Source organism: Brevibacillus sp. YAE8 (genome assembly GCF_057543335.1).
Map to the genome: position 1 here is coordinate 1 of NZ_BAAIYG010000024.1, position 26,597 is coordinate 26,597.

Annotated in this window: 25 protein-coding genes; 15 read left to right on the plus strand and 10 right to left on the minus strand. The window is 56.0% G+C overall.

Annotated features, from left to right (window positions below):
- Window positions 1-191 precede the first annotated feature (191 nt).
- Entirely contained in the window at window positions 192-617 is a 426-nt protein-coding gene (locus AC27IT_RS21225; protein WP_327944366.1) for a PD-(D/E)XK nuclease domain-containing protein, read from the plus strand.
- Between the two features lie 359 nt (window positions 618-976).
- Here AC27IT_RS21225 and AC27IT_RS21230 read toward each other — a convergent pair whose 3' ends face one another.
- Complete coding sequence (locus AC27IT_RS21230) at window positions 977-2,398, minus strand: RsmB/NOP family class I SAM-dependent RNA methyltransferase (RefSeq protein ID WP_007776769.1); 1,422 nt, start codon at window positions 2,396-2,398, stop codon at window positions 977-979.
- Between the two features lie 87 nt (window positions 2,399-2,485).
- Here AC27IT_RS21230 and AC27IT_RS21235 point away from each other — a divergent pair, with 87 nt between their 5' ends.
- Together AC27IT_RS21235 and AC27IT_RS21240 are read left to right on the plus strand one after the other, a co-directional pair.
- Window positions 2,486-3,241, plus strand: coding sequence for a hypothetical protein (locus tag AC27IT_RS21235; protein ID WP_005831565.1), 756 nt, complete (start codon window positions 2,486-2,488; stop codon window positions 3,239-3,241).
- Between the two features lie 22 nt (window positions 3,242-3,263).
- A complete protein-coding gene (locus AC27IT_RS21240; RefSeq protein WP_026557830.1) occupies window positions 3,264-4,214 on the plus strand; it encodes a methyl-accepting chemotaxis protein in 951 nt (316 codons plus the stop codon).
- Between the two features lie 162 nt (window positions 4,215-4,376).
- On the opposite strand, the gene AC27IT_RS21245 is transcribed toward AC27IT_RS21240, so the two are convergent.
- Window positions 4,377-6,065 (minus strand): M14 family metallopeptidase, encoded by a 1,689-nt coding sequence (locus AC27IT_RS21245; protein ID WP_283858067.1) that lies wholly within the window; start codon window positions 6,063-6,065, stop codon window positions 4,377-4,379.
- 222 nt (window positions 6,066-6,287) lie between these two features.
- On the opposite strand from AC27IT_RS21245, the gene AC27IT_RS21250 reads away from it, so the two are divergent.
- Window positions 6,288-7,724 carry a hypothetical protein gene (locus tag AC27IT_RS21250; protein ID WP_026557832.1) on the plus strand — a complete coding sequence of 479 codons (1,437 nt, stop codon included), beginning with the start codon at window positions 6,288-6,290 and terminating at the stop codon, window positions 7,722-7,724.
- A 107-nt stretch (window positions 7,725-7,831) separates the two neighbouring features.
- On the opposite strand, the gene AC27IT_RS21255 is transcribed toward AC27IT_RS21250, so the two are convergent.
- On the minus strand, window positions 7,832-8,530 hold the full coding sequence (locus AC27IT_RS21255; RefSeq protein ID WP_197186837.1) for a class I SAM-dependent methyltransferase: 699 nt from the start codon (window positions 8,528-8,530) through the stop codon (window positions 7,832-7,834).
- 219 nt (window positions 8,531-8,749) lie between these two features.
- Here AC27IT_RS21255 and hppD point away from each other — a divergent pair, with 219 nt between their 5' ends.
- The 5 genes from hppD (at window position 8,750) to AC27IT_RS21280 (ending at window position 13,959) form a co-directional block, all read left to right on the plus strand.
- The gene (hppD, locus tag AC27IT_RS21260) at window positions 8,750-9,841 is read left to right on the plus strand and encodes a 4-hydroxyphenylpyruvate dioxygenase (RefSeq protein ID WP_197186838.1); all 1,092 of its coding nucleotides are present in this window, start codon (window positions 8,750-8,752) and stop codon (window positions 9,839-9,841) included.
- 335 nt (window positions 9,842-10,176) lie between these two features.
- Entirely contained in the window at window positions 10,177-11,904 is a 1,728-nt protein-coding gene (locus AC27IT_RS21265) for a sensor histidine kinase (protein WP_283858066.1), read from the plus strand.
- The gene (locus AC27IT_RS21270; protein WP_005830346.1) at window positions 11,879-12,661 is read left to right on the plus strand and encodes a LytR/AlgR family response regulator transcription factor; all 783 of its coding nucleotides are present in this window, start codon (window positions 11,879-11,881) and stop codon (window positions 12,659-12,661) included. The genes AC27IT_RS21265 and AC27IT_RS21270 overlap by 26 nt, the downstream gene beginning before the upstream one ends.
- 253 nt (window positions 12,662-12,914) lie before the next feature.
- Window positions 12,915-13,613, plus strand: coding sequence for a pirin family protein (locus tag AC27IT_RS21275; protein WP_025843848.1), 699 nt, complete (start codon window positions 12,915-12,917; stop codon window positions 13,611-13,613).
- Between the two features lie 13 nt (window positions 13,614-13,626).
- Complete coding sequence (locus AC27IT_RS21280) at window positions 13,627-13,959, plus strand: hypothetical protein (protein WP_051556813.1); 333 nt, start codon at window positions 13,627-13,629, stop codon at window positions 13,957-13,959.
- A 310-nt stretch (window positions 13,960-14,269) separates the two neighbouring features.
- Here AC27IT_RS21280 and AC27IT_RS21285 read toward each other — a convergent pair whose 3' ends face one another.
- Both AC27IT_RS21285 and AC27IT_RS21290 read right to left on the minus strand, forming a co-directional pair.
- Window positions 14,270-14,755 carry an LPXTG cell wall anchor domain-containing protein gene (locus AC27IT_RS21285; protein WP_025843850.1) on the minus strand — a complete coding sequence of 162 codons (486 nt, stop codon included), beginning with the start codon at window positions 14,753-14,755 and terminating at the stop codon, window positions 14,270-14,272.
- Between the two features lie 140 nt (window positions 14,756-14,895).
- On the minus strand, window positions 14,896-15,432 hold the full coding sequence (locus tag AC27IT_RS21290) for a hypothetical protein (RefSeq protein ID WP_283858065.1): 537 nt from the start codon (window positions 15,430-15,432) through the stop codon (window positions 14,896-14,898).
- A 231-nt stretch (window positions 15,433-15,663) separates the two neighbouring features.
- Between AC27IT_RS21290 and AC27IT_RS21295 the strand changes: the two genes are divergently transcribed.
- Both AC27IT_RS21295 and AC27IT_RS21300 read left to right on the plus strand, forming a co-directional pair.
- On the plus strand, window positions 15,664-17,754 hold the full coding sequence (locus tag AC27IT_RS21295; protein ID WP_026557834.1) for a carbon starvation CstA family protein: 2,091 nt from the start codon (window positions 15,664-15,666) through the stop codon (window positions 17,752-17,754).
- The gene (locus tag AC27IT_RS21300) at window positions 17,751-17,963 is read left to right on the plus strand and encodes a CstA-like transporter-associated (seleno)protein (RefSeq protein ID WP_005830341.1); all 213 of its coding nucleotides are present in this window, start codon (window positions 17,751-17,753) and stop codon (window positions 17,961-17,963) included. Before AC27IT_RS21295 ends, AC27IT_RS21300 begins: the two co-directional genes overlap by 4 nt.
- Window positions 17,964-18,021: 58 nt before the next feature.
- On the opposite strand, the gene AC27IT_RS21305 is transcribed toward AC27IT_RS21300, so the two are convergent.
- A complete protein-coding gene (locus AC27IT_RS21305) occupies window positions 18,022-18,186 on the minus strand; it encodes a hypothetical protein (RefSeq protein ID WP_327944363.1) in 165 nt (54 codons plus the stop codon).
- A 178-nt stretch (window positions 18,187-18,364) separates the two neighbouring features.
- On the opposite strand from AC27IT_RS21305, the gene AC27IT_RS21310 reads away from it, so the two are divergent.
- Window positions 18,365-19,183: an inositol monophosphatase family protein gene (locus tag AC27IT_RS21310; RefSeq protein ID WP_007778946.1), complete on the plus strand. Its 819-nt coding sequence runs from the start codon at window positions 18,365-18,367 to the stop codon at window positions 19,181-19,183.
- 179 nt (window positions 19,184-19,362) lie between these two features.
- Window positions 19,363-20,436 (plus strand): glycoside hydrolase family 15 protein, encoded by a 1,074-nt coding sequence (locus tag AC27IT_RS21315; protein WP_283858064.1) that lies wholly within the window; start codon window positions 19,363-19,365, stop codon window positions 20,434-20,436.
- A gap of 113 nt (window positions 20,437-20,549) precedes the next feature.
- Here AC27IT_RS21315 and AC27IT_RS21320 read toward each other — a convergent pair whose 3' ends face one another.
- Both AC27IT_RS21320 and AC27IT_RS21325 read right to left on the minus strand, forming a co-directional pair.
- The gene (locus AC27IT_RS21320) at window positions 20,550-21,095 is read right to left on the minus strand and encodes a WCX domain-containing protein (protein WP_283858063.1); all 546 of its coding nucleotides are present in this window, start codon (window positions 21,093-21,095) and stop codon (window positions 20,550-20,552) included.
- A gap of 185 nt (window positions 21,096-21,280) precedes the next feature.
- Complete coding sequence (locus AC27IT_RS21325) at window positions 21,281-22,183, minus strand: DMT family transporter (protein ID WP_283858062.1); 903 nt, start codon at window positions 22,181-22,183, stop codon at window positions 21,281-21,283.
- A 152-nt stretch (window positions 22,184-22,335) separates the two neighbouring features.
- Here AC27IT_RS21325 and AC27IT_RS21330 point away from each other — a divergent pair, with 152 nt between their 5' ends.
- Entirely contained in the window at window positions 22,336-23,793 is a 1,458-nt protein-coding gene (locus AC27IT_RS21330; protein ID WP_283858061.1) for an aminotransferase-like domain-containing protein, read from the plus strand.
- Between the two features lie 93 nt (window positions 23,794-23,886).
- On the opposite strand, the gene AC27IT_RS21335 is transcribed toward AC27IT_RS21330, so the two are convergent.
- Window positions 23,887-24,786 (minus strand): LysR family transcriptional regulator, encoded by a 900-nt coding sequence (locus AC27IT_RS21335; protein WP_283858060.1) that lies wholly within the window; start codon window positions 24,784-24,786, stop codon window positions 23,887-23,889.
- Between the two features lie 136 nt (window positions 24,787-24,922).
- Between AC27IT_RS21335 and AC27IT_RS21340 the strand changes: the two genes are divergently transcribed.
- Window positions 24,923-25,705, plus strand: coding sequence for a SagB/ThcOx family dehydrogenase (locus tag AC27IT_RS21340; protein ID WP_025843855.1), 783 nt, complete (start codon window positions 24,923-24,925; stop codon window positions 25,703-25,705).
- A 47-nt stretch (window positions 25,706-25,752) separates the two neighbouring features.
- On the opposite strand, the gene AC27IT_RS21345 is transcribed toward AC27IT_RS21340, so the two are convergent.
- A complete protein-coding gene (locus tag AC27IT_RS21345) occupies window positions 25,753-26,469 on the minus strand; it encodes a GDSL-type esterase/lipase family protein (protein WP_283858059.1) in 717 nt (238 codons plus the stop codon).
- Window positions 26,470-26,597: the final 128 nt, after the last annotated feature.

Below are 26,597 nucleotides of genomic sequence, written 5' to 3' on the forward strand. Positions count from 1 at the left end.
TGGTAACAGTCAATCAGCCTAAGATGCTATATGCACTGTCTTAGGAGGGGCAATGAGATGTCCTCATCTTGAAGGCTGTTCAAAACAGAAATGGACTGCGAACGCTTAGTCATTCAAGAATCCCACCCGTACACCGCAAGGTGGAAGGCTTGCGGCTTTAGCCGTGGGAGTCTCAAAAGCATATTCAGGAAATGTACCAAAAGCCCGTACATCGCAAAGGGACATTAGCGAAGGCAGATCTACAGAAAATTGTTCTCGGGAATGAGTATGATGTGCAGCGCATGCTTTATTCGTTAATCCGTCCTATTTTCCCTGAAGCAAGAGTTGAAATTTATGAGGACGGGGGATATAAAAGCTATCGCTATGATATTTTTTTTGATGATTATGAAACGGTTATCGAAGTCAAATGCTCCCGTCCATCCATGCAGGAACGTGAACTCACCGAGCAAATCGGATCTGATGCTTTTCACTATCAAGAAAAGTACATTTACTTCTTTATCTACGATAAGCATAGAGTAATAGCAAACGTCGATGCTTTCTCCAAAGCATATAGTAAATCGCTGGATACACACGAAAAGCAGATCGAAACAATTATTATCCAGCCCATTTCTTTTTAGAACACGATCCAAGTTCGTAAAAAATAGCAAAGCTCCATATTATGAATAAAGGCACCCAGGATTTTATTTTCAGATTTAAGGGTAACGTTTGCCCAACGTCAAGTAGACAGTGGAAGAAGAAAAGATCTGACACCAATCATTTGGTTATGATTGGTGTCATTTTTATGCGCAGATTGTTGAAGAGAGTGCCGGTATGAGCAAGCCCCCATTTCGTTGAACACTAAAAAGCTTTGGACTGCAAGCTGACGTCCGGTACTCATTGGCTTCAGCTATTGGCCTAACGGACGGATGAGTTTTTCCAGTTGATTAGTAGGATTGGGGCCTGACCGCATACATGTGAGCGAGCTTTTTTATGCTTTTTACACCCAGCGCAACCCTTTCGGATAGTGATTTTTCAACAGGCCCTCCGATTGCTTGCCCCAGCCGATGGAAAAGCCGTCTACGGCGACGAGTGTCCAGCCGTTCGCTCCGTCCCGGGCGAGCGCTTCGCCTTTCAAATAGCGCAGCAGGTCGGGATCGTCCGCGCTGTAAGCGGCGACGCGGGCAGCCTCAGCGGGCGTGATGGCGAGCGCGAGCGCATGGGCAGGCTCCAGCCGATTTTTTTTCACCGTACCGAGATGCAGGCCGACGCGCGCGACCTTGAGCTTGTCCCAGTCCATTTCCGGGATGGGCGAGTAGTACAGTTGCTCGCCAAACAGGACAAAGGCGGATTCGTCGGCAAATGCGTCTGCGAGCTGCGGCATCGCTTCCTTGGCAAAAGCGCGCCAGGCAGCCAGCGCTTCCTTGCGTCCGGCGGGAGCGGCGGTTTTGGCGGCCCGCTTGTCCTTGCGCTTGCCAGACGCTGCGATTGGGGCTGCGTTTGCATCGGCGCTTTTTTGCAGCTTGGCGAGGTAGTGGCCTTCGCCTTGCAAGCGATGCGGCCACAGGCGCGCAGTATCGCTGAGCGCTTCGCAGGCGGGATTGGCCCAGCTTGGCTGACCGGGAGCGAACCATTCCGGCTGCGGCAGCGGGACGATTGTAAATTCCGGATGGCGGGCGAGAAAATCGACGAGAGACTGCTCGTTTTCCAGCGGAGCGAACGTGCAAGTGGAGTAGACGAGCGTTCCGCCCGGCTTGAGCATGGCGCTGGCGGCGTCGAGAATGTCTTGCTGCATGAGGTGGCATTCCGTCACTTTGTCCGGCGACCAGTCTTCCACCGCTTCCGGCAGCTTGCGGAACATCCCTTCGCCGGAGCACGGGGCATCAACGAGAATTTTATCGAAAAACTGCGGAAAACGCTCCTGCAGCCGCTCCGGCGTCTCGTTGGTCACGACGGCGTTTTTGACGCCGCAGCGCTCCAGGTTTTCCGCCAACGCTTTCACGCGAACCGGGTGAATTTCGTTGGCAACGAGCAAGCCTTCGCCGTTTAGTCCCGCAGCGAGCTGAGTAGACTTGCCGCCGGGAGCCGCGCACAGGTCGAGGATGCGCTCGCCCGGCTGTGCGTCGAGCGCCTCGGCGGCGGACATGGCGCTTGGCTCTTGCAGGTAGTACAAGCCCGCCGCGTGAAACGGATGCTTGCCGGGGCGGTCTTGCTCGCGGTAGCGAAACCCGTTTGCGCACCAGGCAACCGGCTCCAGCGCAAACGGGGAGAGCGAGAGAAAACGCTCGCGCGCGACCTTGAGCGGATTGACTCGCAAGCCGTGCGTGACGGGCTGGTCGTAGGAAGCGATGAACGCTTCGTATTCCTGTTCGAGCAGGTTTTTCATTCGTTCGGTGAAAAGTCCGGGTAGATTTTGTGTCATAAACGCCTCCGTTGTCAGATTTTGGCCGCATGTAAAAGGAAAAGCTAGAATCATGGCGAATCATAGAAAATGAGGTGAGAGCTTGTTATGAAGGGATCCCGTGCAGAACGCTACCGTTCCCGGCGGAGGAACGACTCGGAAGTCAGCCGATTTTGGATCATGGGGTTGCTTTTCTCACTGCTGGTGCTCGCTTTTGAATTCTTCATCGAAATTCCCGCCGATGCAGAGTGGCTTGTCGATATGGAGATGGCCTTGTTCTCGGCCAGCTTTACGTTGCTCGCTTTTTACCTGCTCGGGCTTACCTTTGCCTTTTCCCGCCACCAACAGGCAGGGAAGATCAATCACCAGATCATCATCTATGTATGGTTGGGAGCGATCTTGTTTCACCTTTTCCTGCTCATCAGCAATTTGTCCAATCAACATGTGTACAAAGCAGGGATCATTTTATTTTTAGGGCCTTTGTTTTTAACTGTCTACCATTTTATCACGTACTTGTCCGCTTTGCGCGAGGAGCGTGAGGAGCAGGAAGCGGCCACGGCTGCTTCGCTGGAGCGCACGGCTTACCAGATGATTCTGGAGGGCGGCAAGGTGTACAGCGAAATCAACCGGTTAAAAACAGAGTATCCGGAAGTGGACCAGATGCTTCGCGCCAACGACTTTCACGATAGATTGGAGCGCTACGCCCTGGAGATGCAGCAGTATTTGCAGGTGAAAAACTTCGAGCGCAAGGACGTGGAGCTGTTGGAGGGGCACTACTATTTCTTGGAAAATTTGCTGAGTCTCGCGAAGCAGCACCCGGGGATCATCGAATCTCGCGCGTATTCGCACCGCGCAGACAAGTAAAGCAAAAAGGAGAGGGAAGCAAATGTTTTGGAAAAAGGACAAAGGACTTGCGGAAAAAGAGACAGCAGCGGCAGCAGTGACACCCTTGGCAACAGAGAGCGAAGCACAGCAGCAAGACGCGTGGAAAAAGGAACTGCGCGGACTGTACGAACAGATAGGGGCGATCATTTCCCAGCACAATGAGGTAAATGCTCAACACGACGGGCTTGCCCGTCTGGCCACCCAAATGAAAAACGTCGTGGAGAAAATCCAGGCCATCAACGAAAAAGACGACGAGTCTGCCAACCAGCTCTCCGTGCGCGGAGAGCGGCTGACCGTCATCTGCAAAGATTCGGTCGAGCGCTCGGAGGCGGGCAAAAAGGCGATGACCGAAGTGGTCGATGTGATGAGCCAGCTAGAAAAAGAATCGACGAACACGTCCCGCTCGATGAGCCGGCTGGAAGAACGCTCCTCGGAGATCACGAGCATCGTCAAGGTCATTAGCGATATCGCCAACCAGACGAATTTGCTCGCGCTGAATGCCGCGATTGAGGCGGCGCGCGCAGGCGAGCAGGGACGAGGCTTCGCAGTCGTGGCGGACGAGGTGCGCAAGCTGGCAGAAATGACGGCGAACTCGACGAAAACGATTGCCGAGCTGATCGGCAAAATCCAGGAGGAAACAAAAGAAGCGCTCGCCAACAGCGAGAAGAGCGGCAACGCGATCAAAAACGGACTGGCGATCAGCAAGGAAGCGTCCGAAAAAATGGACGGAATCGTGCGCGCTTTCCACGAAGTCAACGAAGAAGTGGCAGGCGTCATGCAGATTATCCAGCAGCAAAAGCGCTTTGCCGACGAGGTGTCCAGCCAGGTCAATGCAGCGCGCGGCCTGTTGGACGACCTGAACGAAGATTTGATCGGCCACGTAAAAGAAGCGGGCGTCGTCGACCAGCTTTTGCAGAGCAGCCTGAAAGAAGTCAAAAAAGTATTGTCCTAATAAAATTATTCCTCGACAAAGTGAAACGGAAAGTCCCTCCCCGCAGTCTTAATGGGTGAGGGACTTTTTTGTGCAGCTAAGGCTAGGTTAATCGCTTGGCACAGCCGAGTTTTTTAGCCGAGGCGAGAGCTTCGCCGGGAGAGAGCGGCTAGCCCACCCGTTCTAGTACGGGTCTACTACAGGCAATGGCTGCTCCAGCATGTAGCGATACACAGGCACCTCATCTCCGGCTTCGACCGGAATGAAGTTGAAGGTGACATAGCTGTCGACCGATTCCGGCTCCAGGGCGAGTGCAATGAAGTTGGCGTTTGGCTGGGTCATGCTGAATACATAGCTGCCGGCCGGGAAAGTCTTGGTCGTCTTGGTCACATTGGTCGTGACTTCGTTTGTAAAATGCCCGTTTTCGTACGTCGTGTTTACTTTGTTTTCGCTGACGGTGTAGCGCTCGACAGGCACGGTTGTCTCTTCGGACAGCTTGCTTACCTCCACTCCGAGCTTTTTCAGCTTGGCTGCCACGTCGTGATAGGCAGCAGGCATGATGTAGGCGGTAGGGCGTTCGCGCTCCAGCACGGGGTAGGCGTCAGTCGAGCTGACCCAGTCGATGGGGACCGACACTTTTTTGGCCTGTGCCACGTCGACGACGACCAGCGACTGATTCGGGATGAGTTTGTTTTCGCTCGTGATGACGAGTTTGTCGTCGTCGTTTGCTTTTCTGCCTTTTTCGGTGACTTCCTCGCGGGCGCGGGCGACGGCTGCCTTGATCGCATCGGCATGGGCGGCGGTGGACTGGATGATGGCGGCGTGCGTGACGGCCTGGCTGTAGACGCGACGCTCAAAATCGGCCCGTCCGATGCCGATGCCGCGCGTTTCCACGAGGAAGGTCAACGTATTTTTCAAACCGAGCGCATTGCGCCCGATGCGCGTCTCCGTGCTGCCTTCCGTGGCGGTCACCTTGCCGTCCTTGCCTTTGGCGAGCGTGAAGTAGGCGTGGTGGGAAAGCTGCTCCTTGTCCAGCGCTTTTTGCGCATCGGCCAACAGGAGCGAGTCGGACAGCTTGCGCAGCGACTCGGGAATATTCAAGTTTTTGGCGGACGAGATCAGGACGTCATAGGAGGAGATTGCGCCCTTTTCCCCGACGTGGGCAAACTGGCTGTAGTTGACGCCGTATTCGTGCGCGTCGAGGATCACGTCTGGCTGAAACTCATTGATCGCCTGATGTACGGCTTGCACCTCGGGATACTCGACCTTCATGTAGTCGCGGTTGGCATCCAGATCGGTAGCGATGTAGCGCTTGAACTGGTAGGAGCCGTCCGGGTTGAGCCGGGGGACGATGGCGACGTTGACCTTGTCGAGCAAATCGGCGCCGAGCGCGTCTTCAGCCAGCCATTTGGCGATGACGAGGGCGGATTCTCCGGCGGCAGGCTCGTTTCCGTGAATTTGCGCTTGCAGCCAGACGAGCGGCTTTGTCTGGTTTTGCTTGACGGTCGTCATGTCTTTGCTGAACAAAAGGAGCGGGATGTCCCGTCCCTCCAGCGAGGTTCCGATCGAAACCAGCTTGGCGTGCTTGCTGGTTTCTGCCAACTTGCTTATGTATGCCAGCATTTCTTCCTGGGTAGTGAAGGCGACCTTTCCTTTGGCAAAGCCAGGGGTGCCGAAATCGAGTTGCGGGTCGGGGAACAGACTTTTGACCTCTGCAGGCTGTACATAGCTTGGGCCGAGGCCATAGTACGGAACAGGAGCGTCCGTCTGGGCAGCGTGGGCGGTCGGCGGCGCCCAGGGGAGTGCAAAACCGCTTGACAAAAGCGACACGGCAAGGGCAGCAGATGTGATGCAACGTACCTTCTTGGTCATAGGTTCCCTCCACGGATCAACAGAGAATGGTTGTACATTCTTAAAATATCAGATAATTTAAAAAATAATAATCACCCTCTTTATTCATTTTCACAGGAGAGAAAGCGGGACTTCCGTGTGATTCGCCATGAATAATATGGTATCATTTTCATATTGATACAAAAGTTTACTGTATTCAAACAAGTGAAATGGAGGAATTTTTCTTCAGGACAGGGGGATGACATGGTCAGAAAAATCAGCGTTTTGCTCCTTTTGATGACGGCCATCGCCGTATGCACCTTTATTCCCGGCCCGGCTTCTGTCTCAGCTTCCGCTACTGTGCCGCTCTGGCAAAAGCCCGCCGAAAAAGAAACGACCAGCAAGCCAAACGGCGCCACGCACAAAAAGCGAGAGTTTGTGTTTGGCGACGGAGATGTGTACTGGAGCCAGCAAATTAGCGGCAAGAAAAATGCGAAGCCATACGTTATCACCGTACCGATTCAGGGCAACAGCCAAAACATGATGTTCCGCTACCGGGCGTACAACGAATCGAAGCAGCCATTTTGGCAAGCCGTGACGCTGGATCAGGTCAAGACGCTCCCGCTTGCTGCCGGGTTCGTCGAAACAGAGGGACGATACATTTGGCTCGGCATGCCGATCGTCTACGTCGACAAGGGCCGAGGCACGATTGAAGAGCATCCCGAGCTGGCGCTGCCGATCCAGGTCAAACAAAGCGCAAACGGCGTCGTGCTGGAAATCAGGCTGCCGATCAAGGCGGGCTATATGAGCGAGATGTGGGCGCTGGAATCGAGGGAACCGCTCGTGCCGTGGGGCGAGCAAGCGATTGACCAAATCTGGCTTGCGCTCGATGTCACGCAAAACGCAAAGTGGCTGTATGACGGCTACTACTACAAAAGTCCCTCGACCTACGAGCCTACTTCCGCGAACGCCTATTGGCGGATTCCCGAAAATTACGTCTTGCGCTCCTTTTTGTACACGGGAGGCAGCAGGGCAGCGCGCAACATGGGATATGTGATGTTGAAAACAAGCTTGCTCCAGCAGGAGCCGGAGGGGTACTGGAAGACGCTTCCCCGTTCGCTGTGGCTGAGCGAGGACTACGGGATTCCGGACGGCTTTTACGATACGCGCTTTAACACGGGAGCAGCGGACTTGATGCTGCGCGGATGCGTCCAGTACGCGGAAGAGTCGTTTTGCCAGGCGGCGCAAAAATACGGGGCGTATTTTCAAAGGCATGCGGCGAGCAACCATTATGTCGTGAATGGGATTCAGTCGGGCTGGCTCGTTGCCGATTACGCTTCTGCGAAAAATCCCGCCGCCCAGACGCATGTCTCGCTCAACCACCAGTTGGCTGAAATCAATTTTCTGTACAGCAGCTACCTGCAATTTGGCGATCCGACCGACAAAGACCTGGCAGACCTGATGCTCGCGGGAGTTGTCAATCTGGGCACCCGCTGGCTGTTGGCAAACGGCGATTTGCACTACGCCTATTTTCCCGACGGCACATTCGGGAGAGCGGACTACCCGTACCTGACCTACAACGATCTGGTCGAAACCCAGCGGCTGTACCGTCTGCTCCACGGAACAGAGGAGCAGACGATTGCCCGGCTTACAGCGAGCAAGCTGGCCTGGATGCAAAAAAACAACGTCGCTTACAGATAAAAAGAAAAGGCTGCTGGATCGCTCGGTCTGATATTATCCCCTTTGAGTAGACAGTGAAAAAAGCCCAAGCATATTGGCTTGGATGGTACACTGATACGTGGAGGGGATCAGTCGCTTTGCTTTGGCTTTTGCAGGGCGAACAAGGTCAGAAAGCTGACCGCCTCCCGCAGCTCCACGCTCAAGCGCCCCGCGATATCCGGTGTGATGCCTTCCTTGTACACCGGCTCCTCCGCGAGCAGCGCGAAGCCGTTTTCTGCGGCAAGCTGCTTCGCCTCCCAAGGCATCATCGTGTTTTGAATCGTGTTTTCCTCGTACAGCCGCCGATAGCTGTGGGCGCGAGGTCCTGCTGTCGGACCCAAAATGCCGAGGACGAGAATGCCTCCCGGCGCGAGTACGCGGCGCAGCTCCAGCAAAGCTTTCAAGGGGGCGGGCGTAAATTCCACCACGTTAATGGACATCACACCTGCAAACGTACCATCTGCAAACGGCAGCTTGCTGATATCTGCTGTCTGAAACTGAACATTTTCCGGGAAATGCTTTTTCCGTTCCTCGGCGAGACGAATCATTTCCCCGGCAATGTCGACCCCCTCCACTGTATAGCCGTGCCCGGCCAGCTTGCAGCTTGCATAGCCATCCCCGCAGCCAGCGTCCAGAATCGGTCCCCGTCCGGGGGCGACGTGCCGCATGAAAAACGGGAGGATCGTGCTGCGGCTGCCTTTTTCCCACATCTGCTCACTGCGTTTGTGCCAGTCGGCGGCAAACGAATCCCACTGCCTGGCTGCTTCTTGACTCCATTGACTTGACAACCTTCCCACCTCCTGCTCGGATTTGCGCTGCCTTTATTGTACCAAGCGGGCGCTCGATTGCGTACTTTAATCGGTGAAAGCGTTTGAGCGTTTTCGCGTTATTCCGTGTTCTTGCGCGAGGAAGCGCTTCCAATGTAATCTCAAGATAACGACAAAATAATCCCAATAAACCAAAAAGTAATAATAATTGAAAAAGAAGGAAAGCGGAGGGGTAGGCAAATGAGCAACACCGATTTTTTCCCGATTCAGGACTGGGACTATCTGGAGTTTTACGTAGGAAACGCCAAGCAGGCGATGCATTACTTCACCAAGGCGTTCGGCTTTGAGCCAGTCGCGTATGCCGGGCTGGAAACAGGCTCGCGCGAAAAAGTCTCCTACGTGTTGAAGCAAAAGCACATGACTTTTGTCATCAGCGGCGCTCTGACGCCTGACCACCCTATCGCCGAATTTGTGAAAAAGCACGGCGATGGAGTGAAAGACGTCGCCCTGCGCGTGGACGACTGTGAGCAAGCGTACAGCGAGGCTGTATCCCGCGGCGCGATCCCGATTATGGAGCCGACCGAATACACGGACGAATTTGGTACCGTGAAAAAAGCGGTAATCGGCACATACGGCGAAAACATTCATTCCTTCATCGAACGGAAAAACTACAACGGCCCGTTCCTGCCCGGCTATACCGCTTTCGAGTCTTCGGTAAAAGCCGAGAGCACCGGACTGATCGGAATCGACCACGTCGTCGGAAACGTGGAAGTGATGGACGAATGGGTAGGTTATTACCAGCGGGTCATGGGCTTCACGGCGGTGCAAAACTTCAGCGAGGACGACATTTCCACCGAGTATTCGGCGCTCATGTCCAAAGTGATGCAAAACGGTACAGGCCGCATCAAGTTCCCGATCAACGAGCCGGCGGAAGGCCGCCGCAAGTCGCAAATCCAGGAGTTTCTGGAGTTTTACAAAGGTCCAGGCGTGCAGCACATCGCGATCTTGACCAACGACATCATCGAAACCGTCTCGAAGCTGCGTGAAAACGGCGTAGACTTCCTCACGGTGCCCGACACCTACTACGAAGACTTGAAGGAGCGCGTAGGCGAAATCGACGAGGATATCGAAGCGCTGAAAAAGCTGGGTGTCCTGGTAGACCGCGACGATGAAGGCTACCTGCTGCAACTGTTCAGCAAGCCGATTGTGGACCGTCCGACGCTGTTTATCGAAATCATCCAGCGCAAAGGGGCACGCGGCTTCGGCAACGGCAACTTCAAGGCGCTGTTCGAGGCGCTGGAGCGCGAGCAGGAGCGCCGCGGCAACCTGTAACGCTTCGTTTACACGCATCATCTGGAAACTGGAAAAGCCGTCTGTTGTGCGCCGAACGTGCAACAGGCGGCTTTTTTGCGTGAGGGAGGGCGAACAAGCAGAAGCAAAGCGTGCATGCCGCCGGAAAATCTGTGCGTTTGCGCCCGCGATGCTCGGCTTTTGGGACGGTTGCTTTTCGCGACAGGGAGGCTTGCGTGCCCTCAGACAAATTTTCCTGTTCTGCCTACTCTGATAATTCGCTTGACCGCTTCTTCGCCCGCTGGAGATAATGGAGCAAAGGGCAGCCGCTTGCCGGATTTCGAGCGGGCCCGGAAGTGTGCGAAGAGGGTGAGCCGATGAACATGTCTTTGATGATACCACTGGCGGAGCGGACGGCTGTTTTGATCGTAGCCGCTTTGCTGTTTACGCGGGTGCGGGCTTTCCGCAGCATCTTGAACCAGCAGGCGACCTGGCGGGAAAAGGCCGTGATGGTGCTCATCTTTTCCGCGATTTCGATTCTCGGGACGTACAACGGCATCTGGTACCAGGACGCGATCGCCAATTCCCGCGTCATCGGCACGGTAGTAGCCGGATTGCTCGCAGGCCCATGGGTCGGGCTGATGACGGGCCTTGTCGCTGGCATACACCGCTATTCGCTTGGCGGCTTCACCGACCTGGCCTGCACGATCTCCACGATCAGCGAAGGGGTCATGGCCGGACTGATTTACCAGTTTCGCCGCAACCGCAATCAGGAGATCGGCTGGACTACCGCGCTGGTCGTAGGCTTTTTGGCGGAATGGATGCAGATGGGGATTATTTTGCTCGTGGCCCGGCCGTACGAGGACGCGCTTGCACTCGTGCAATCGATCAGCATCCCGATGTCTGTCGTCAACTCGCTCGGCATCGCCATCCTGATTATCATTATTGACCTGGTGAAAAAAGAAGAAGACCGGATCGGCGCACTCCAGGCGCAGCGGACTATGCAGGTCGCGGATAAAACGCTGTCCTATTTGCGCGAAGGCTTGACCTATGAATCGGCGAAAAAGGTGGCGGAGGAAATTTTGCGCACGACGCGGGTAGCCGCCGTCGCGATTACCGATACGCGCTGCGTGCTTGCCCATGTCGGCGCAGGCTCGTCGCACCACGTGGTGGGAGAAGGCATCTCTACCAAGGCGACCAAGGAAGTGCTGGAAAGCAAAAAGCTGATGATCGCCCGGACAAAAGAGGAGATCGGTTGCATGGAGACGAGCTGCTCCTTGCGCTATGCGATTATCGTCCCGCTGATGCGCAGGCGGGAGGTCGCGGGCGTGCTCAAACTGTACCAGGATCGCTCGCGCATGCTCTCGGCGGTCGATCTGGAGCTGGTGCGCGGCTTGGGCAACCTGATTTCTACCCAACTGGAGCTGGCCGAGCTGGAAAAGCAGTCGCGGCTGCTCGCGGACGCGGAGATCAAAGCGCTGCACGCGCAGATCAACCCGCATTTTTTGTTCAATGCGCTCAATACGATTGTGTCTTTCATCCGCTTCCGGCCGGAGCAGGCGCGCGAGCTGCTGATTCATCTCGGCGAGTATTTTCGCCGCAACTTACACGACTCCAGCGGCTATGTCAGCCTGGCCGGAGAGCTGGAGCACATCGAGGCGTATTTGGCGATCGAACGGGCGCGCTTTGGCGAAAAGCTGCATGTGGAATACGACATTGAGGCCGGGGTGGAACGGTACACGGTACCTGGTCTGATTCTTCAGCCGCTTGTGGAAAACGCGGTCAAGCACGGGCTGCTCCCTAAGCGCGCGGGAGGCACGGTCAAGATTCGGGCGAGAAGAGTCCAGCACGATACGCTCGAACTGACCGTGGCGGACGATGGAGTCGGGATGGACACAGACCCGTTTTTGCTCGCCCAGACGCAAAAAAGCGATCGGCGCCGTCTGTCGGGAATCGGCCTGTCCAACGTGAAAAACAGGCTCGCCTCGATCTACGGCGAGCCTTATGGAATCGTCATCGAAAGCAGCGCGGGGAAAGGGACGACGTGTACGATACAATTGCCAATAGGAGTGAGTAGCAGTGCTAAAAGTGTTCATCGTGGATGACGAGGCACCGGCGCGGGAGGAACTGCGCTATTTGCTTGCGCAGTTTCCCGATGTGTCGGTAATCGGGGAAGCGGCTAGCGGGGAAGAGGCGATCGAAGCCGTCATGCAGTTGGAGCCGGATGCGGTCTTCTTGGACATCCACCTGCAAGATCGGGATGGCGTCGACGTGGGTCAGGAGCTTCTGGAGTCGATGGTGCGTCCGCCGGTCATCATTTTCGCGAGCGCCTATGAAATCCATGCGGTTCGCGCTTTTGAAACAGAAGCGGTCGATTACATCGTCAAGCCGTTTAGCGAGACGCGGCTGGAAAAGACGATGAATCGCGTCCGTAAGATGCTGCACGCGCAAAAAACGCGGGCCGAGCCAGCGCGCTTTTCCGAGGAACAACTGCAAAGCCTGCTGCAAACCGTCCTGGCCGATCAGCAGCCCCGGCGTGTACCTGTGGAAAAAAACGGAAAAATCATACTGATCGACCCGAACGAAATCGTCTTCGCCACCTTGGAAGGACGTTACGCAAGCATTTACACCGACTGCGAGCAGTACGCCACCAGCTTTACGCTGCAGGAGCTGGAGAGCCGCCTGTCGCGCCAGCAGTTTTTCCGGACGCACCGGGCGTTTATCGTCAATTTGGCAAAAACGGCTGAGCTGGTTCCGTGGTTCAAAGGCTCGATTCACCTGGTCATGCAGGACAGCCGCAAGACAGAGGTGCCCGTCAGCCGCAACGTGGTGAAGGAGTTGAAAAAGCGGCTGGGATTCTAGTGGCTGGATGCTACTTCGCTTGGGGATAGCGGGCGCAATCGACTACGGTGGTTGCGCCAGGCGTCATGCGGTTTTTTTGCGGCGTCACCTATCATTGCTTGGCTCGCTTCCATGATCGAAACAGGCTCTGGTGATGCGCATGGCGGAAAAACGGCTGGAAAAGCACTTTTCAACACTTTTCCCGGCAGCCAGGAATTGAAGAGTGGCGATAAAGCGTAGACTGGAGAGAGCTGAGAGAGAAGGGAGAAATGGTATGCTTCGCGTATATCCTTCAAATTTGAGATATTCTGTCGATCTGGGCTGGCTGCGCAGCCATCTGAGCTTTTCCTTCGGGGAGTATTTCGACGAAAACAATACGAGCTTTGGCGTCATGCGCGTTTGCAACGACGATTTTGTGGCGGGCGGCAAAGGCTTCGGCCCGCATCCGCACAGCGACATGGAGATTGTCACCGTCGTTTTGGCGGGCGCGATCAAGCATGAGGACAATCTCGGCCACATCGAAATTACTTCCGCAGGCGAAGTGCAGCGCATGACAGCGGGCAGCGGCATCGTGCATGCCGAGTACAACGCTTCGGAATCCGAGGAGCTGAACATACTTCAGCTCTGGTTCATGCCGGAGCGGCGCGGGCTTGCGCCTTCCTTTGAGAGCGTGCGCTACAATGCCTGCGGCCTCGTGAATCGACTGTTGCCTGTCGTGTCCAGAGAGGGAGGGGAAGGGATCGCTTCCATTCATCAGGACATGACGATCTATTTGAGCAGGCTGGAGCGGGAAAAGCAGCTTGTTTTCACGCAGGAGCGGGGACGCCGCGTGTTTCTGTTTGTCATCGACGGCAAGCTTGCGGTGAATGGAGTCGAACTGGCGGCAAGAGATTCCGCACGCATAGAGGATGAGCCCGTCTTGACGCTCGCCGCCGGGGAAGACAGCTTTTTCATGCTGATTGATTTGCCGTAAAGGAGGGATGAAGATGAAGGAAACGTTGTTGGTCAAGCATGCGGTTGGCGGGAGAACGTTCGTAGATTCTTCCAGACAGGCTGTAGCCTATCAGGTGCAGCAGGCGGGCGAGGGGTGGAAGTTCGTGCTTTCGGGCGTGCCAGTCGCTGTGTTAGAGGAAATTTTGAAGTGGAAAGACGAGCTGAACGTCTTTCTGTTTCAGGAGGAAGCGGGGCAGCCGGTCAAGAAAATCTGGTTTTACGTCAAGGATGGCCCTGTCACGTACGATGCAGCCGCCGAGCAGCTCACGATTGCGGCCGAGTCCCGAATCGAGTACGTTCCTGACAAGTTTGGTTCCAGCGCGTAAGCGAGTAAAGCAAGCCGAAGTGGGGACGGAGTGAGCCGAAGCGGTGACGAAGCGAGCCGAAGCGAGGCCGGAGCGAACCAAAGCGAAGCCGAACCAAACCGAATCTCGACCAAACCAAGCTTTATGAAGACTGAAGCAAAAAGAAGCAGGCACGGCCGGACTTAACAAAATCTCCGGGAAACAGCAGACGAGCACGCATTTACTACGCTATACGCGCCGATCCGCAACCGCTTGTCCAAAAACGAAAAAGACCCGTCTTCCGCACAAAAATACGTGCGCGGGCTGACGGGTCTTTTGCTTTTCAAGACGATTACAGCGAATGATGGTCGTTTTTCCTGCGGGTCACCAGATAGCCGCCAAGGACGATCAGTACAAGGCCAATCGCTCCGCCGATTTGGGTCGAGAGGAAGTTCGCCATCAGGAACACCAGAGCCACGACTGTCAGGATGCCGACGGGGATGAGCAGCGCAGCTTTGCGGCCGCCAAACACGTACAGTTCGAATAGGCCCAGCGCAGGTCCGAGCAGGAAAAACGGCCACGTCCGGCTCATGTCTCCGTCAGCGAGCAACTGGCTGAAAAAGAACAGCGGAGCGTAGACGAGCAAAATGCCGCCGGGAACGAGCAGCCCGGCGCGTTGGGGCTTCGGATTCATGAAGAAAAACAGATGAAAGCCGATGGCAGGGATGAGCAGAAAGACGGGCCACAGCTTGTCAATGGCAAGCGGGATGCCCAAATAAGTTGCCAAAACGAAGATCGCACCGATCCCGATTAGAAGATAGCCTCCGAGTTGTTGCATGAACGAGCTCTCCTTTTGGATGTGTTTGGCTAAGTGTAGCACGATTTGCCAGAGAGTGGATCAGCCTTGGGGCGGAGAGCGTTCTACGACCGCGGCTGCCTCTCTTTTGCCAAAAGGAAAGAGAGGCAGGCGGCCAGCAATCATGCTACTCGATATAGTATTTCAATGCGAACAAACCGATCACCACAAAGATAAGGCAAATGGAAAAAATTTTGATGCTTTTGATTGTTCCTTCGATCATTTCGATTTCTTTTTTGCTGTATTTCATTGAGTCGCGAGTCTCCCTTCCGGTTCATCATTCTTGTCCGAAAGCGAGGGTTGCCTAAAAAACGCGACCCGAATTTGAGCGGCATGAGCTTGAGCCAGTGGATCCGCTTTTGAATCAGGAACAAAAAAAGATCGAGAAGCGCGAGCAGCAAAAACAGGATAGCCGTCGGGGTATCCGTCAGGAAGTCCCGGTATAGTTTGAACTCGCCAGCAGCGATCGGCGAAGGGGGCCGATAGCCAGCGACGTGAAAGACGCCATGGTGCGCGGGTGAATACGCGGCTGGGGAGGCTGGGGAGTCCGGGGACGCCCATTCGCTTGGGAAGGAGCCGGATGGCAACAGGCACAGGCAGGCGATCAACAGCGCTGCCAGCCATGTGCGCACAGGAGAGGGGGAAGACGTCAGCAGCATGATGTTCCTCCGTTCAACATGATCCCGTCCCTTCTGTTACGAATCAGCAAGAGAAAGGTTTCGCTTTTTTGTATGCGTTTTCACTCAAACGGATATGTTGCATCTCGTGCTTGTTTTTGTACCGTTCAGCCATTTTTTGTTTAGGCCATGCCCTCCTTCGTGATACCTTGTGGTAAGATGAATTGCCTGAATTTTTAATTATTAAAAGAAAGAGAAAAGGAGGCGGATCGAATGAAAAAATGGCTTCTCTCCCTCCTGATTTGGGGCGGGATTGCCGCTTTGGGTGCGGTTGGCTTTGGGATCATCGCGCTCAGCCGCGGAGAGTCAGTCAACTCGTTCTGGTTGCTGACTGCTGCATTTTGCACTTATGCCGTTGCTTACCGTTTTTACAGCCGTTTTATTGCCAGAAAAATTATGGGGCTTGATGACAATCGGGCCACACCTGCAGAAGTAAACAACGACGGAAAAGACTTTGTACCGACGAACAAATGGATTTTGTTCGGGCATCACTTCGCCGCGATTGCCGGAGCGGGGCCGCTGGTAGGCCCGACCTTGGCGGCCCAGATGGGGTATTTGCCGGGGACGATCTGGATTATCGTCGGGGTCGTGATCGGCGGAGCGGTGCAGGATTTCGTCATTTTGTTCGGCTCCATGCGCCGCAACGGGAAAACGCTGGGACAGATCGCCAAAGAAGAGATCGGTCCGGTTGGCGGCGTGCTCGCCTTGGTCGGAATCATTGCGATTATGGTCATTTTGATTGCTGTTTTGGCGATGGTCGTTGTAAACGCTCTCGCGGAGTCTCCGTGGGCTACCTTTACGATTTTCATGACGCTGCCGATCGCTGTGTTGATGGGGCTGTACATGCGCTACATTCGCCCGGGCCGGGTAATGGAAGGCTCGCTGATCGGTCTGGCGCTCTTGTTCTTCTCCCTCTGGCTGGGACAGCTTGTCGCGGCTTCGCCAACGTGGGGCCCTGCTTTTACGTTCAGCAAGGTGCAACTCGCGTGGATGATTATCATTTACGGCTTTATCGCTTCGGTTTTGCCTGTCTGGCTGCTTTTGGCGCCGCGCGATTACCTCAGTTCGTTTTTGAAGGTCGGAACGATTGCCGTGCTGGCCGTAGGAATCGTGCTGACGCTGCCACCGCTGCACATGCCTGCTCTGACCAAGTTCATTGATGGGACGGGTCCTGTGTTTGCGGGCAACTTGTTCCCGTTCTTGTTCATTACGATTGCCTGCGGGGCGGTATCCGGTTTCCACGCGCTCGTCTCGTCCGGTACGACGCCGAAGATGATCGCCAAAGAATCGCATGCGCCGCTGATCGGCTACGGCGGGATGCTGATGGAGTCCGGCGTGGCGATCATGGCGATGATTGCAGCGTGTGTTCTGACGCCTGGCGTTTACTTTGCGATCAACTCTCCGGCGGCCGTTATCGGCGTGGACGCTGCGGCAGCCGCTTCGACCATTACCGGCTGGGGCTTTACCGTCACGCCTGACCAGTTGACGACGCTCGCCAACGACATCCAGGAAAAGACCGTTCTCTCCCGGACAGGCGGCGCTCCGTCGCTGGCGATCGGGATGGCGACGATCTTCTCCGGCATTTTGGGCGGAAAAGCGCTGATGGCGTTCTGGTACCACTTCGCGATTTTGTTTGAAGCTGTTTTCATCTTGACCACGATTGATGCGGGAACCCGCGTAGGGCGCTTCATGGTGCAAGACATGCTCGGCAACGTCATCCCGAAAATGAAGCAGGTCAACTGGCTGCCAGGGAACCTGATCGGCTCGGCGATCATCACGTTCGGGTGGGGCTACTTCCTGCTGCAAGGCGTGATGGACCCGCTCGGCGGCATCTACACCTTGTGGCCGCTGTTCGGAATCGCCAACCAGATGCTTGCTGCGATTGCCTTTACGGTCGGCACGACCTTGATTTTCAAAATGGGCAAGGCGGCCTATTCGTGGGTCACGCTCGTTCCGATGGCTTGGCTGACAACGGCTACGCTGACAGCAGGCTGGCAAAAGCTGTTCCATGCTGATCCGAAAATCGGCTTCCTCGCCCATGCGGAAGCATTCCAAAAGGCACTGGATGCCGGAACGCTGCCGAACGGCGTAAAAACGATTGAGGCCGCGCAAAAAATGATTCTGAACGACCAGATTGACGCAGCGGTGTGCGCGATCTTCATGGTCATCACGATCGGCATTATCCTCGACGGGGCGCGCGTGTGGATCAACATCCTGCGCGGCAAGCAGTATCCGCTGTACGAGTCGCCGTACATCCAGTCCAAAGGGCCTGTGATTGACGGAAAAGGACACCATGTCGCATGAAACGAAAGCTGAGAGAGATGCGTAAGGCGCTGCGGCGGGTCAGCTCGGCGATCAAAACGGTTTTCGGCATGCCGGACTACGATCGCTACCTCCAGCATTGGTACGAAACGCACGGCGCTCCAGGCATTTTTCCGATGACCGAGCGCGAGTATTACATGTACGCCCTGCGCGAACGGTTTGAAAAAGGCGGAGTGACGCGCTGCTGCTAGTTCGCTCAACAACAAAGGGTGCCTCGACTGTCATTAGCTGACGGGCGGGCACCCTTTTTCACGGGGGAGCAAGGCGCAGAGGGCGCGTTCGGGCAGCCAGGCTATTGCGCCGCATCGGCTGTTCCATATCGCTGTAGGCGGTAGCAAGCTGCTCAGTTTCTGCCTGGACAGGTGTTTTTTCCAGAAAAAGCAAAACGAGAAAAGGCACGGGCATCCGGAGCATGACTCGTTTCCTCGGAAAATCCCTCTTGACGGTGTTATTTCTGGGACGAATTTTCGGCAAAAACGTTACAGTATTTTCCAGATGGCAATTCAGGCAATCCGCTTGCTTTGCGTGTGGTGTAACCGCAGGTAAAGTATGGTACACTAAAAAGAAAGTCAAGTTTTAGGTGGCGATATGCGTGCAAGCATCAACTCTGGCGGCGCTAAAAGAGCTGGCTCTGCAATGCGCCCGTTCAGCGGGTGAGCTGAGTCTGAAACGAATGAAGGAGCCTTTTACCGTCGAATATAAGACGTCTGCCTCCGATCTTGTCACGGCCGTAGATAAAGAAGTGGAGAAGCATGTCGTCAACATGATTTTGCAGCGGTTTCCGGATCACGGGATTTTGGGGGAAGAGCGCACCTTTGCGGAAGACCCTGCCAAGTACGAGACGCTGTGGGTCATTGACCCGATCGATGGTACGACCAACTTTGTGCATCAGCAGATCAATTTTTCCGTTTCCATTGCCGTTTATCATAAGGGAGAGGGCCTTGTCGGCGTGGTTTACGATCCTTCGCGCGACGAGCTGTTTTACGCCGTAAAAGGCGAGGGAGCGTATTTGAACGACCGCCCGCTTCGTCTGGACCGCGCAGTCAGCCTGGAAGAAGCGCTGTTGTGCACGAGCGTTTTTTGGAACAAGCGCGCCGAGCAGATGGGCATTGATTTGATCGTGAAAAAGCTCGCCGGAAAAGTGCGCGGAATGCGTCTTCTGGGCAGTGCCGCGCTGGAGATGGCGTACGTTGCGGCCGGAAGACTGGATGGGTACGTGAGCCTTTCGCTCAACGCGTGGGATTTTGGGGCCGGGCGAATCATCGTGGAAGAAGCAGGCGGCCGGGTGACGACAATGACGGGCACACCGTTGCCCTACGACCAAAAAAGCAGCGTGATGGCCTGCAACCCGACCTTTTATGAGGAACTGCAACATTACCTGAAATCCGAAAATACGGATGTACCGTCATAAAACGAACAGGCACACAGACAAAAACCTGCTGGATATGGGCATCCAGCGGGTTTTCCTTTTAGGCAGGGCAAAATGGGGCGGGATGGTTGCCAGGCGCATATGCTATCACAGCATAGCCAGACGACGAAGAGCAACTGCGTTTGGCACGAAGTCGGCTTGTCCCAGAAGGAGGGATAAACATGACGCTGATCGGGGAAAGTGTCCAGTTGATCTTGCAGCACCAGGCGAGAACCGGGGCGTATCTCGCTTCGCCCGGTTTTGCTCACTATCAATATGCGTGGTTGCGGGATGGAACGTTTACGGCATACGCGATGAATCGGATCGGCGAGCATGAGAGCGCCCGCAAGTTTTACCGATGGTGCGATTTTGTGATCCGAAAGCATGAGGCAAAGGCAAGAGCGGCCATTGCAGCAGCGAAAACAGGAGCAGATGCGGGCAAGGACCGCTTTTTGCATACGCGCTTTACAGCAGACGGAGAAGAAGTGGCTGGCGAATGGGGCAACTTTCAGCTCGATGGCTACGGGACATGGCTGTGGGGGCTGGCGGAGCATGTACGGATGAGCGGGGAGCATGATTTGATCCAACAACTGAAGCCTTCGATTGAGCTGACCATTGATTATGTCACAGCGTGCTGGCAGCTCCCTAACTTTGATTGCTGGGAAGAGGGCGGAGAGCGAATCCACCCGGTAACGCTGGGCGCGATTTATGCCGGAATCAAAGCGATGGAGCCTTGTTTGCCCGAGCGCGCTGCCGAGCTGGCGCGGCTAGGCGAGACGATTCGCCAGTTCATACGGGAGCATGGCACAGCCCACGGGCGATTTATCAAATCAGTGGGCGATCAGGCGGTGGATGCCAGTCTGCTCTGGCTGGCTTTGCCGTACGGGGTGGTCGCGGCGAATGATCCGCTCATGCAAAAAACGGTGCAAGCTATCGAAAAAGAGCTGCGCGCAGGCTATGGCGTGCATCGGTACCCGACTGATACGTATTACGGCGGGGGACAGTGGCTGCTGTTAACGGCCTGGTTGGGCTGGTATTACGTGCAGACGGGTAGGCGCGAGGAAGCAGAGAAGATGCTCGGATGGATCGCTTCCCAACGCCAGCCGGGCGGCTTTCCGGAGCAAGTGCAGGAGCATTTGCTGTCGCCTGGGCATTACGAGTCGTGGGTCGAAAAAGAAGGCAAACCAGCCGTGCCGCTTCTCTGGTCGCATGCGATGTTTCTCGTCCTTGCAACAGAGCTTGGCATGCAGCTATAGCCAGGAAGCGGGCTTCCTGGCTTTTTTTATGTAGATCAAGCATGGATACGGGCAACCAAGGATGCGTCAATTGTCAGGCGCAGCCAAGTTTTTTTAATTGCTGACAGCTCTTGTCACCATTTCTTGCTATGCTCAGCTTGAGCCTGAACCGTGTCAGGATAAAAAGCGATCACCGCATCCATCTCGCGTCGCAGCGAGACGATGAGGGCAGCAGGCGCTTCTACTGTCGCTTCTCGTCCCAAACCGAGAACAAACCGGGCTACCCAGTCCAACTCCGAGGAGGCGACAGTGTCGGTAATCAGTGCGGAGCCATCAGCCAATAGGGAAATCCGGTTGCCGAACTGATGGTGGCTCTCGGCCAGTTTGCAGCCTTTTCTCGTCAGGCGGATGCGCAGAGGAAGCAGCTCTGGCTCTTCCGGCTGGGCCACGGGCAGATCAAGGGCGGGGGCAGGGGCGTCCACGATCGTCATCGCCTGGATGAGCGCGAGCTTCACGTCGAGCTTTGGCTCCGCCTCCGCCGGGAGAAACAGGACGGGACATTTGATGTGTGCATAGGCGTCTTCGTAGTGCAAATCGCAGACCGTCTCCATGATTTGCAGGTTGATCGCAGCGGGAATCTGGTACGTAATCCAACCGTCAGGGAGCGGGTAGATCGTCACGTGCTCAAACCATTTTTCGTAATACGGGTCCCATGGTTGCCAATGCTGCTTCGCGTATGGAACAAATTCCTCCCATCCAAAAGGCGACCAGGCATCCTGAGAGCAAGACCGTCATCATTCCTCCTGTCAAACATTTGCTGCCGATTGATGTGCCGATCGAAACAAGCAAGGAAATCGTGGCTTTTCTAAAAAGCTTGCTTCCGGAGGCTGCTTCCGGCTGAGCCGGGCTTCATCGTCGCGAGCAGGACGCCGCCGAGCGTGACGACGCCACCAGCCAGCGTCACCAGCGTAGGAACCTCGCCCAGCCACGCCCAGGCGATGAGAAAAGCGAGCACGGGCGTCATGTAAAGCGAGCTTGTAGCCTCCGAGGTCCCGACGACAGAGGTCACATAGGCGAGGGCCAGGTAAGCGACGACGCTGGGGAAAATGCCCAAATAGACGACGCTGAGCGTCACATCCCACGGCGCTTGTGCGATTGCTGTGCCCAGTCCTGGCCAAAAGCAGAGCATGAAGAGCGTGCCAGCCCAAAGCGTATAGGCCGTGAAGGCAAACACGCCGTATTTTTCCACGTACCGTTTTTGAAAGGCAAAATAAATGCTTTCGCTGATCGCGGCAAGCAAAATCAGGAATATTCCGTCACTTGCTTGCAGCGCCTCGCCCATCCCGAGCGAGCAGATGACGACTCCGGCAAACGCGATCAGCGCTCCACACCAGCCTCTTGGGCCAAACTGCTCCCGGAAGAAGACGAGCGCGAACAAGGCGGAAAAAATCGGCGTCGTCGTAACAAACAGGCTGGCTGCTCCCGCGCTCACGGTCTGTTCCCCGAAGTTCAGCGCAGTATGGTAGGCGGCAAAGCCAAGGCCGCCCAGCAACACAAGCGCGGGAAGGTCCTTCCACGCGGGCAGGCGCAGGCGGAAAAACGGAGCGAGCAGCAATAAAAACAGCGAGCCGATGAGAAAGCGCAGCAAGGATAAATGCTCCGGCGAATACGCCTGCAGGCCGACGCGAATTCCCGTGAAAGCAGAGGCCCACAGGAGCAGGCTGATGCTGTGGGCAGCGAACAGTCGTCTTTTGGAATAGGCAGCCACGGTCAAAACGTCCTCTCTTTTTGTGATAAATCCAACCAGTCGATCTTCCTTGCTTCATGGTAAGCAAGAAGTGGTAAAATAGCTGCAACCACTCAGCCAACAAAAAAACCAACCACTTTGCCACTGAAAAAGGAGACGGGAGGAAACGAAGGTTGGAGCGAGAACGACAGCAAGCCGCTGGCAAGCTTCCGAAATATCAGCAAATTATCGCCTATATCAAGCAGAAAATCTCGACAGGAGAATGGCCGATCGGCAGTAAAATTCCTAGCCAGCGCGTTCTGGCAGACACATTTGGCGTCAACCGCAGCACAGTGGTTACGGCTCTGGAGGAACTGGCAGCAGACGGTTTGATCGAGGGCAAGCTGGGGATGGGGACTGTGGTCGTCAACAATTCGTGGACATTGCTCGCCACCACGCCGCCTCCCGATTGGAACGAATACGTCAAAGCGGGCTGGCACAAGCCGAGCCAGGCCGCCGTGCACCAGATCAATCAGGATGAATCCGACAGCAGCCTGATCCAGCTTGGCAAAGGGGAGCTGTCTCCGGAAATTTTTCCACTGGAGCTGATGAAGCAGGTTATGGAGCGGGTGACAGCGCGGCTCACGCGGTTTGGCTACGAGGAGCCGAGAGGGTATTTGCCGCTGCGGGAGGCGGTGAGCGAATACGTGAAAAGGCAAGGAATCGAGGCTTCCGCTTCCTCCATCCTGATCGTTTCGGGGGCGTTGCAGGCGCTGCAGCTCATTTCTGTCGGGCTGCTGCATCGCGGTTCTACCGTTTATTTGGAGCAGCCTTCCTATCTCAATTCGTTGCATGTGTTCCAATCTGCGGGGATGAAGCTGGCGGGCTTGCCGATGGATGAGGAGGGGCTAGTCCCGGCAGGAATGGCCGCCCGCCGCCGCCAGGAGAGCGGAGCGATTTTGTACACCAATCCTTGCTTCCACAACCCGACAGGCATCCTGATGACGGAAAAACGTCGGCAGGAGCTGATGCGGGTGTGCGAGGAAGAGCGCCTGCCTGTGATCGAGGACGATATTTACCGCGAGCTGTGGACGGCACAACCTCCGCCCCCGCCGCTCAAGGCCCGGGATCGGCACGGCCACGTCCTGTACCTCGGCAGCTTGTCCAAATCGCTGACCCCCGGCTTGCGCATCGGCTGGGTAGTCGGACCGGAGCCGGTCATCGCCCGGCTGGCGGACATCAAGATGCAGACGGATTACGGCGCCAGCTCGCTCTCCCAGCGCGTGGCGGCAGAGTGGCTGGCGAGCGGGCTGTACGAGCAGCACATGCACTACGTCCGCAAAGAGCTGGCGAAGCGCCAGGCCGCAGCGATTTGTGCGCTGGAAAAGCACATGGGCCAGCTCGCCAGTTGGGACGTGCCTGGCGGCGGCTTTTTCCTCTGGCTGAAAATCAGGGGCAAAGTCTCCATGACGGAGCTGTTCGCCCAGGCGCATCGGCAAGGGCTTCTCATCAATCCGGGCAACATTTACGGCCAGGCCGGGGAAGGGTATGTGCGGCTTTCCTACGGGTACGCCTCGCTGACGGAGCTGGAGGCGGGAATCGAGCGGCTGGGCCGGATTGTGGCAAGGCTTTTGCACAAGGCAGAGGAGTGATTGCCGGGTACGGGCGGCGGCGGGCGAAGCTTCCCGGTTTGGCTTGCGGCAGAACAAGCCTCTCGCCCGCAGGCCACGCTCTGCAAGCCGGATTTACGTATCAGCGGACGCCTTTTTGCGCTGGCGAAGCGGCGGCAGTTCTTTGACATACTGCTGGCTGTGCACGGCAAATTCGGCGGTCAGCGGGGAGATCGTCTGCCAGTTTCGCACGGCGAGCACGACCTCGCGCCTGATCGTCGGCACCAGCGGAACCGCTACCACTTTTGGCAGGACGGCAGGCATGTACAGCTCCGGCATGATCGTGATTCCGATGTATTCCTGTACCATCGTCAAAATGGTGTACACCTCGCGCACTTCAAACGTAACGGCGGGCGTGATCCCGCTTTCGTGCAGCATTTTTTTGATGCAGCCGTCTTTGGGCATGATGAAGCAATGCTCCGCGATCTCTCCAAACCGGAGCGCCGTCCGCTCCTTCAGCGGATGCGTCTCGGGCAGAATGACCATCATCTCGTCCGAAAGCAGCGGAATGGTTTGCAGCTCCCGGCCGGGCATGGCTGTAAAGGCGATGTCGACGACCGAGCTGTTCATCCAGTTGTCGATCTCGTCGCTGTCGCCTTCGAGCAGCAAGATGTCCACCTCTGGAAAACGTTTGCGAAAGCTGCCCAACAGCCCCGGCAAAAAGCGGCAGGCCACGCTCGGGATCGACGCGATGCGCAGCGTGCCGGAAGCGAGCCCCCGCGCCAGATTGGCTTCTTCTGTCATGCACGAGGCAATCGTCAAAATGTCGCGGGCGTGCTGCAGCATCCGCTCCCCGATGCTCGTCGGGACGATGCCGTTGCGGCTGCGATGGAACAGGCTGACGCCAAGCTCCTTTTCCAAGGACTGAATCATTTGCGACACCGCCGATTGCGTAAACCCGATTTCTTCCGCAGCGCGCGTGAAGCTGCCTGCTTTCGCTGCGGCGACCAATATTTGCAGTTGGGTGAGCGTCATGCTTGTTCGCCCCTTTTTTATTAGTAAAAGCTTATGAAAAGTATTATAAAGCATTGTTTTACTGATGAAAAACTCTCTCGTATAGTAAAGGGCGTAGAACGAACATCTTTACATGGGACACGAGGAGGAACAAGCCATGCATCCTGACTGGCAGAAAATCGCAAACGAGTTTATCCAGGCGACATCCTACCGGGTGGGCGAGCTGGAAAAAGGCTGGGCTTCCCGCTACGATTTTTCCAAGCGGCCCAGGACGTACTTGCATTACGAGGACATTTTTGCCCGCGTTCCTTTGGGCGAACCGGACTTCCCCGCCCCCGCCGATCTGTGGGAGCTGTTGCAAAACCGCCGTTCCAAGCGAAACTTTTTGGATCAGCCGCTGACGCTCAACGAGCTGAACTTGCTGCTTTGGGGCACGCAGGGCATCACCGCGGACATGGGCGACTACCAGTTGCGCACGACTCCGTCGGCCGGGGCGCTGTATCCGATTGAGACGTATTTGCTCATCAACCATGTAGAGGGGCTGGAAAAAGGGCTGTATCATCTGAATGTGCGGGACTGGTGCCTGGAAGGGCTGAAACAGGAGGACACGTCCGAGATTGCCTACCGGCTCACGGAGGAACAGGAAATGACGCGGCGCGCTGCGGTCAACTTCGTCTGGACGGCAATGGTCGACCGCACGCGGCATAAATACCGGGAGCGGGCGTACCGCTACATCTGGTGGGACGCCGGACACACCGCGCAGAACTTGCACCTGGCCGCAAACGCGCTGGGGCTGGGCGTAACCACCATCGGCCACTGGATGGACCATGATATGCACGAATATTTGGGGATTGACGGGACGGAGCATTTGTCCGTATTGATGGCCTCGGTCGGCAAGCTTGCGGGAGGGCATTGGCTGGAGGAGAGAAGGCCGAAGTGAGGGGAGAAGGATGGGGATGCTTGTCCCCATCCTTTTTGGAGGTGAGTTCAAGCATCCGGGCCTAGCGTAATGCCACGCTCCCGGAGTGTCTTTTGCAGGACAGCGGCCATCAGGCGATAGCCGATGACATGGGGGTGGAGTCCATCGTCGGCCAGTTCGCTGCGCAGCGTGATGCCGTCCGCTTCGGTCAACTCGGAGTGGTAGTCGACGTAGATGGCGCCTGTCTCTTCCGCTATCTCCTGAAAGCGCGCATTGATGGCGACAACCAGCTCGTTCCGTTCATGGTTTCGGCTGTATCGGTCCATGCAGGTAGGCAGCAGGGAGCAAAGGATCGGCTGGATGCCGTGTTCGGTTGCCATTTTTACCATCGCTTCCACATCTGTCGTCACCTGATGCCTAATTTCCTCGGGCGTCAGGCGGTCTTCCGGCGAAAAAGCATCCAGTGCCCACGTATTGTTGATCCCGATCAAGATTACGGCATAGCGGGGCTTCAGTTGGACGACATCCGCAGCAAACCGTCGCCGGGCGTGCTCCGTCGTATCTCCGCCGATGCCGCGGTTGACGAGGACTTGTCCAGAGCGGCCGAAAAAGGTGGCAACGTCCCACCAATGCGTGATGGAATCGCCGAAGAAAAGAAAGTCAATGCGTTGCTGGTGATAGAGCAGAGCTTCGTTATGGTAGTCAAATTCGTTGCGGCGGCGATCAGCAGCCGCCTCTATACTGAAAAATCCGGGTTTGATGAGAGCGGGCCGTTTCTCGTTCATTCGTCATCCCTCCTGTCCAAAAGTGTAGCACGGTTTTTTAAGCCAAAGTGCAGGTGCGGCCATATTTTGCTTGATTTTGCGGATGGCAAACGCTAACATATGATACTGATAACCATTATCAGGACGTG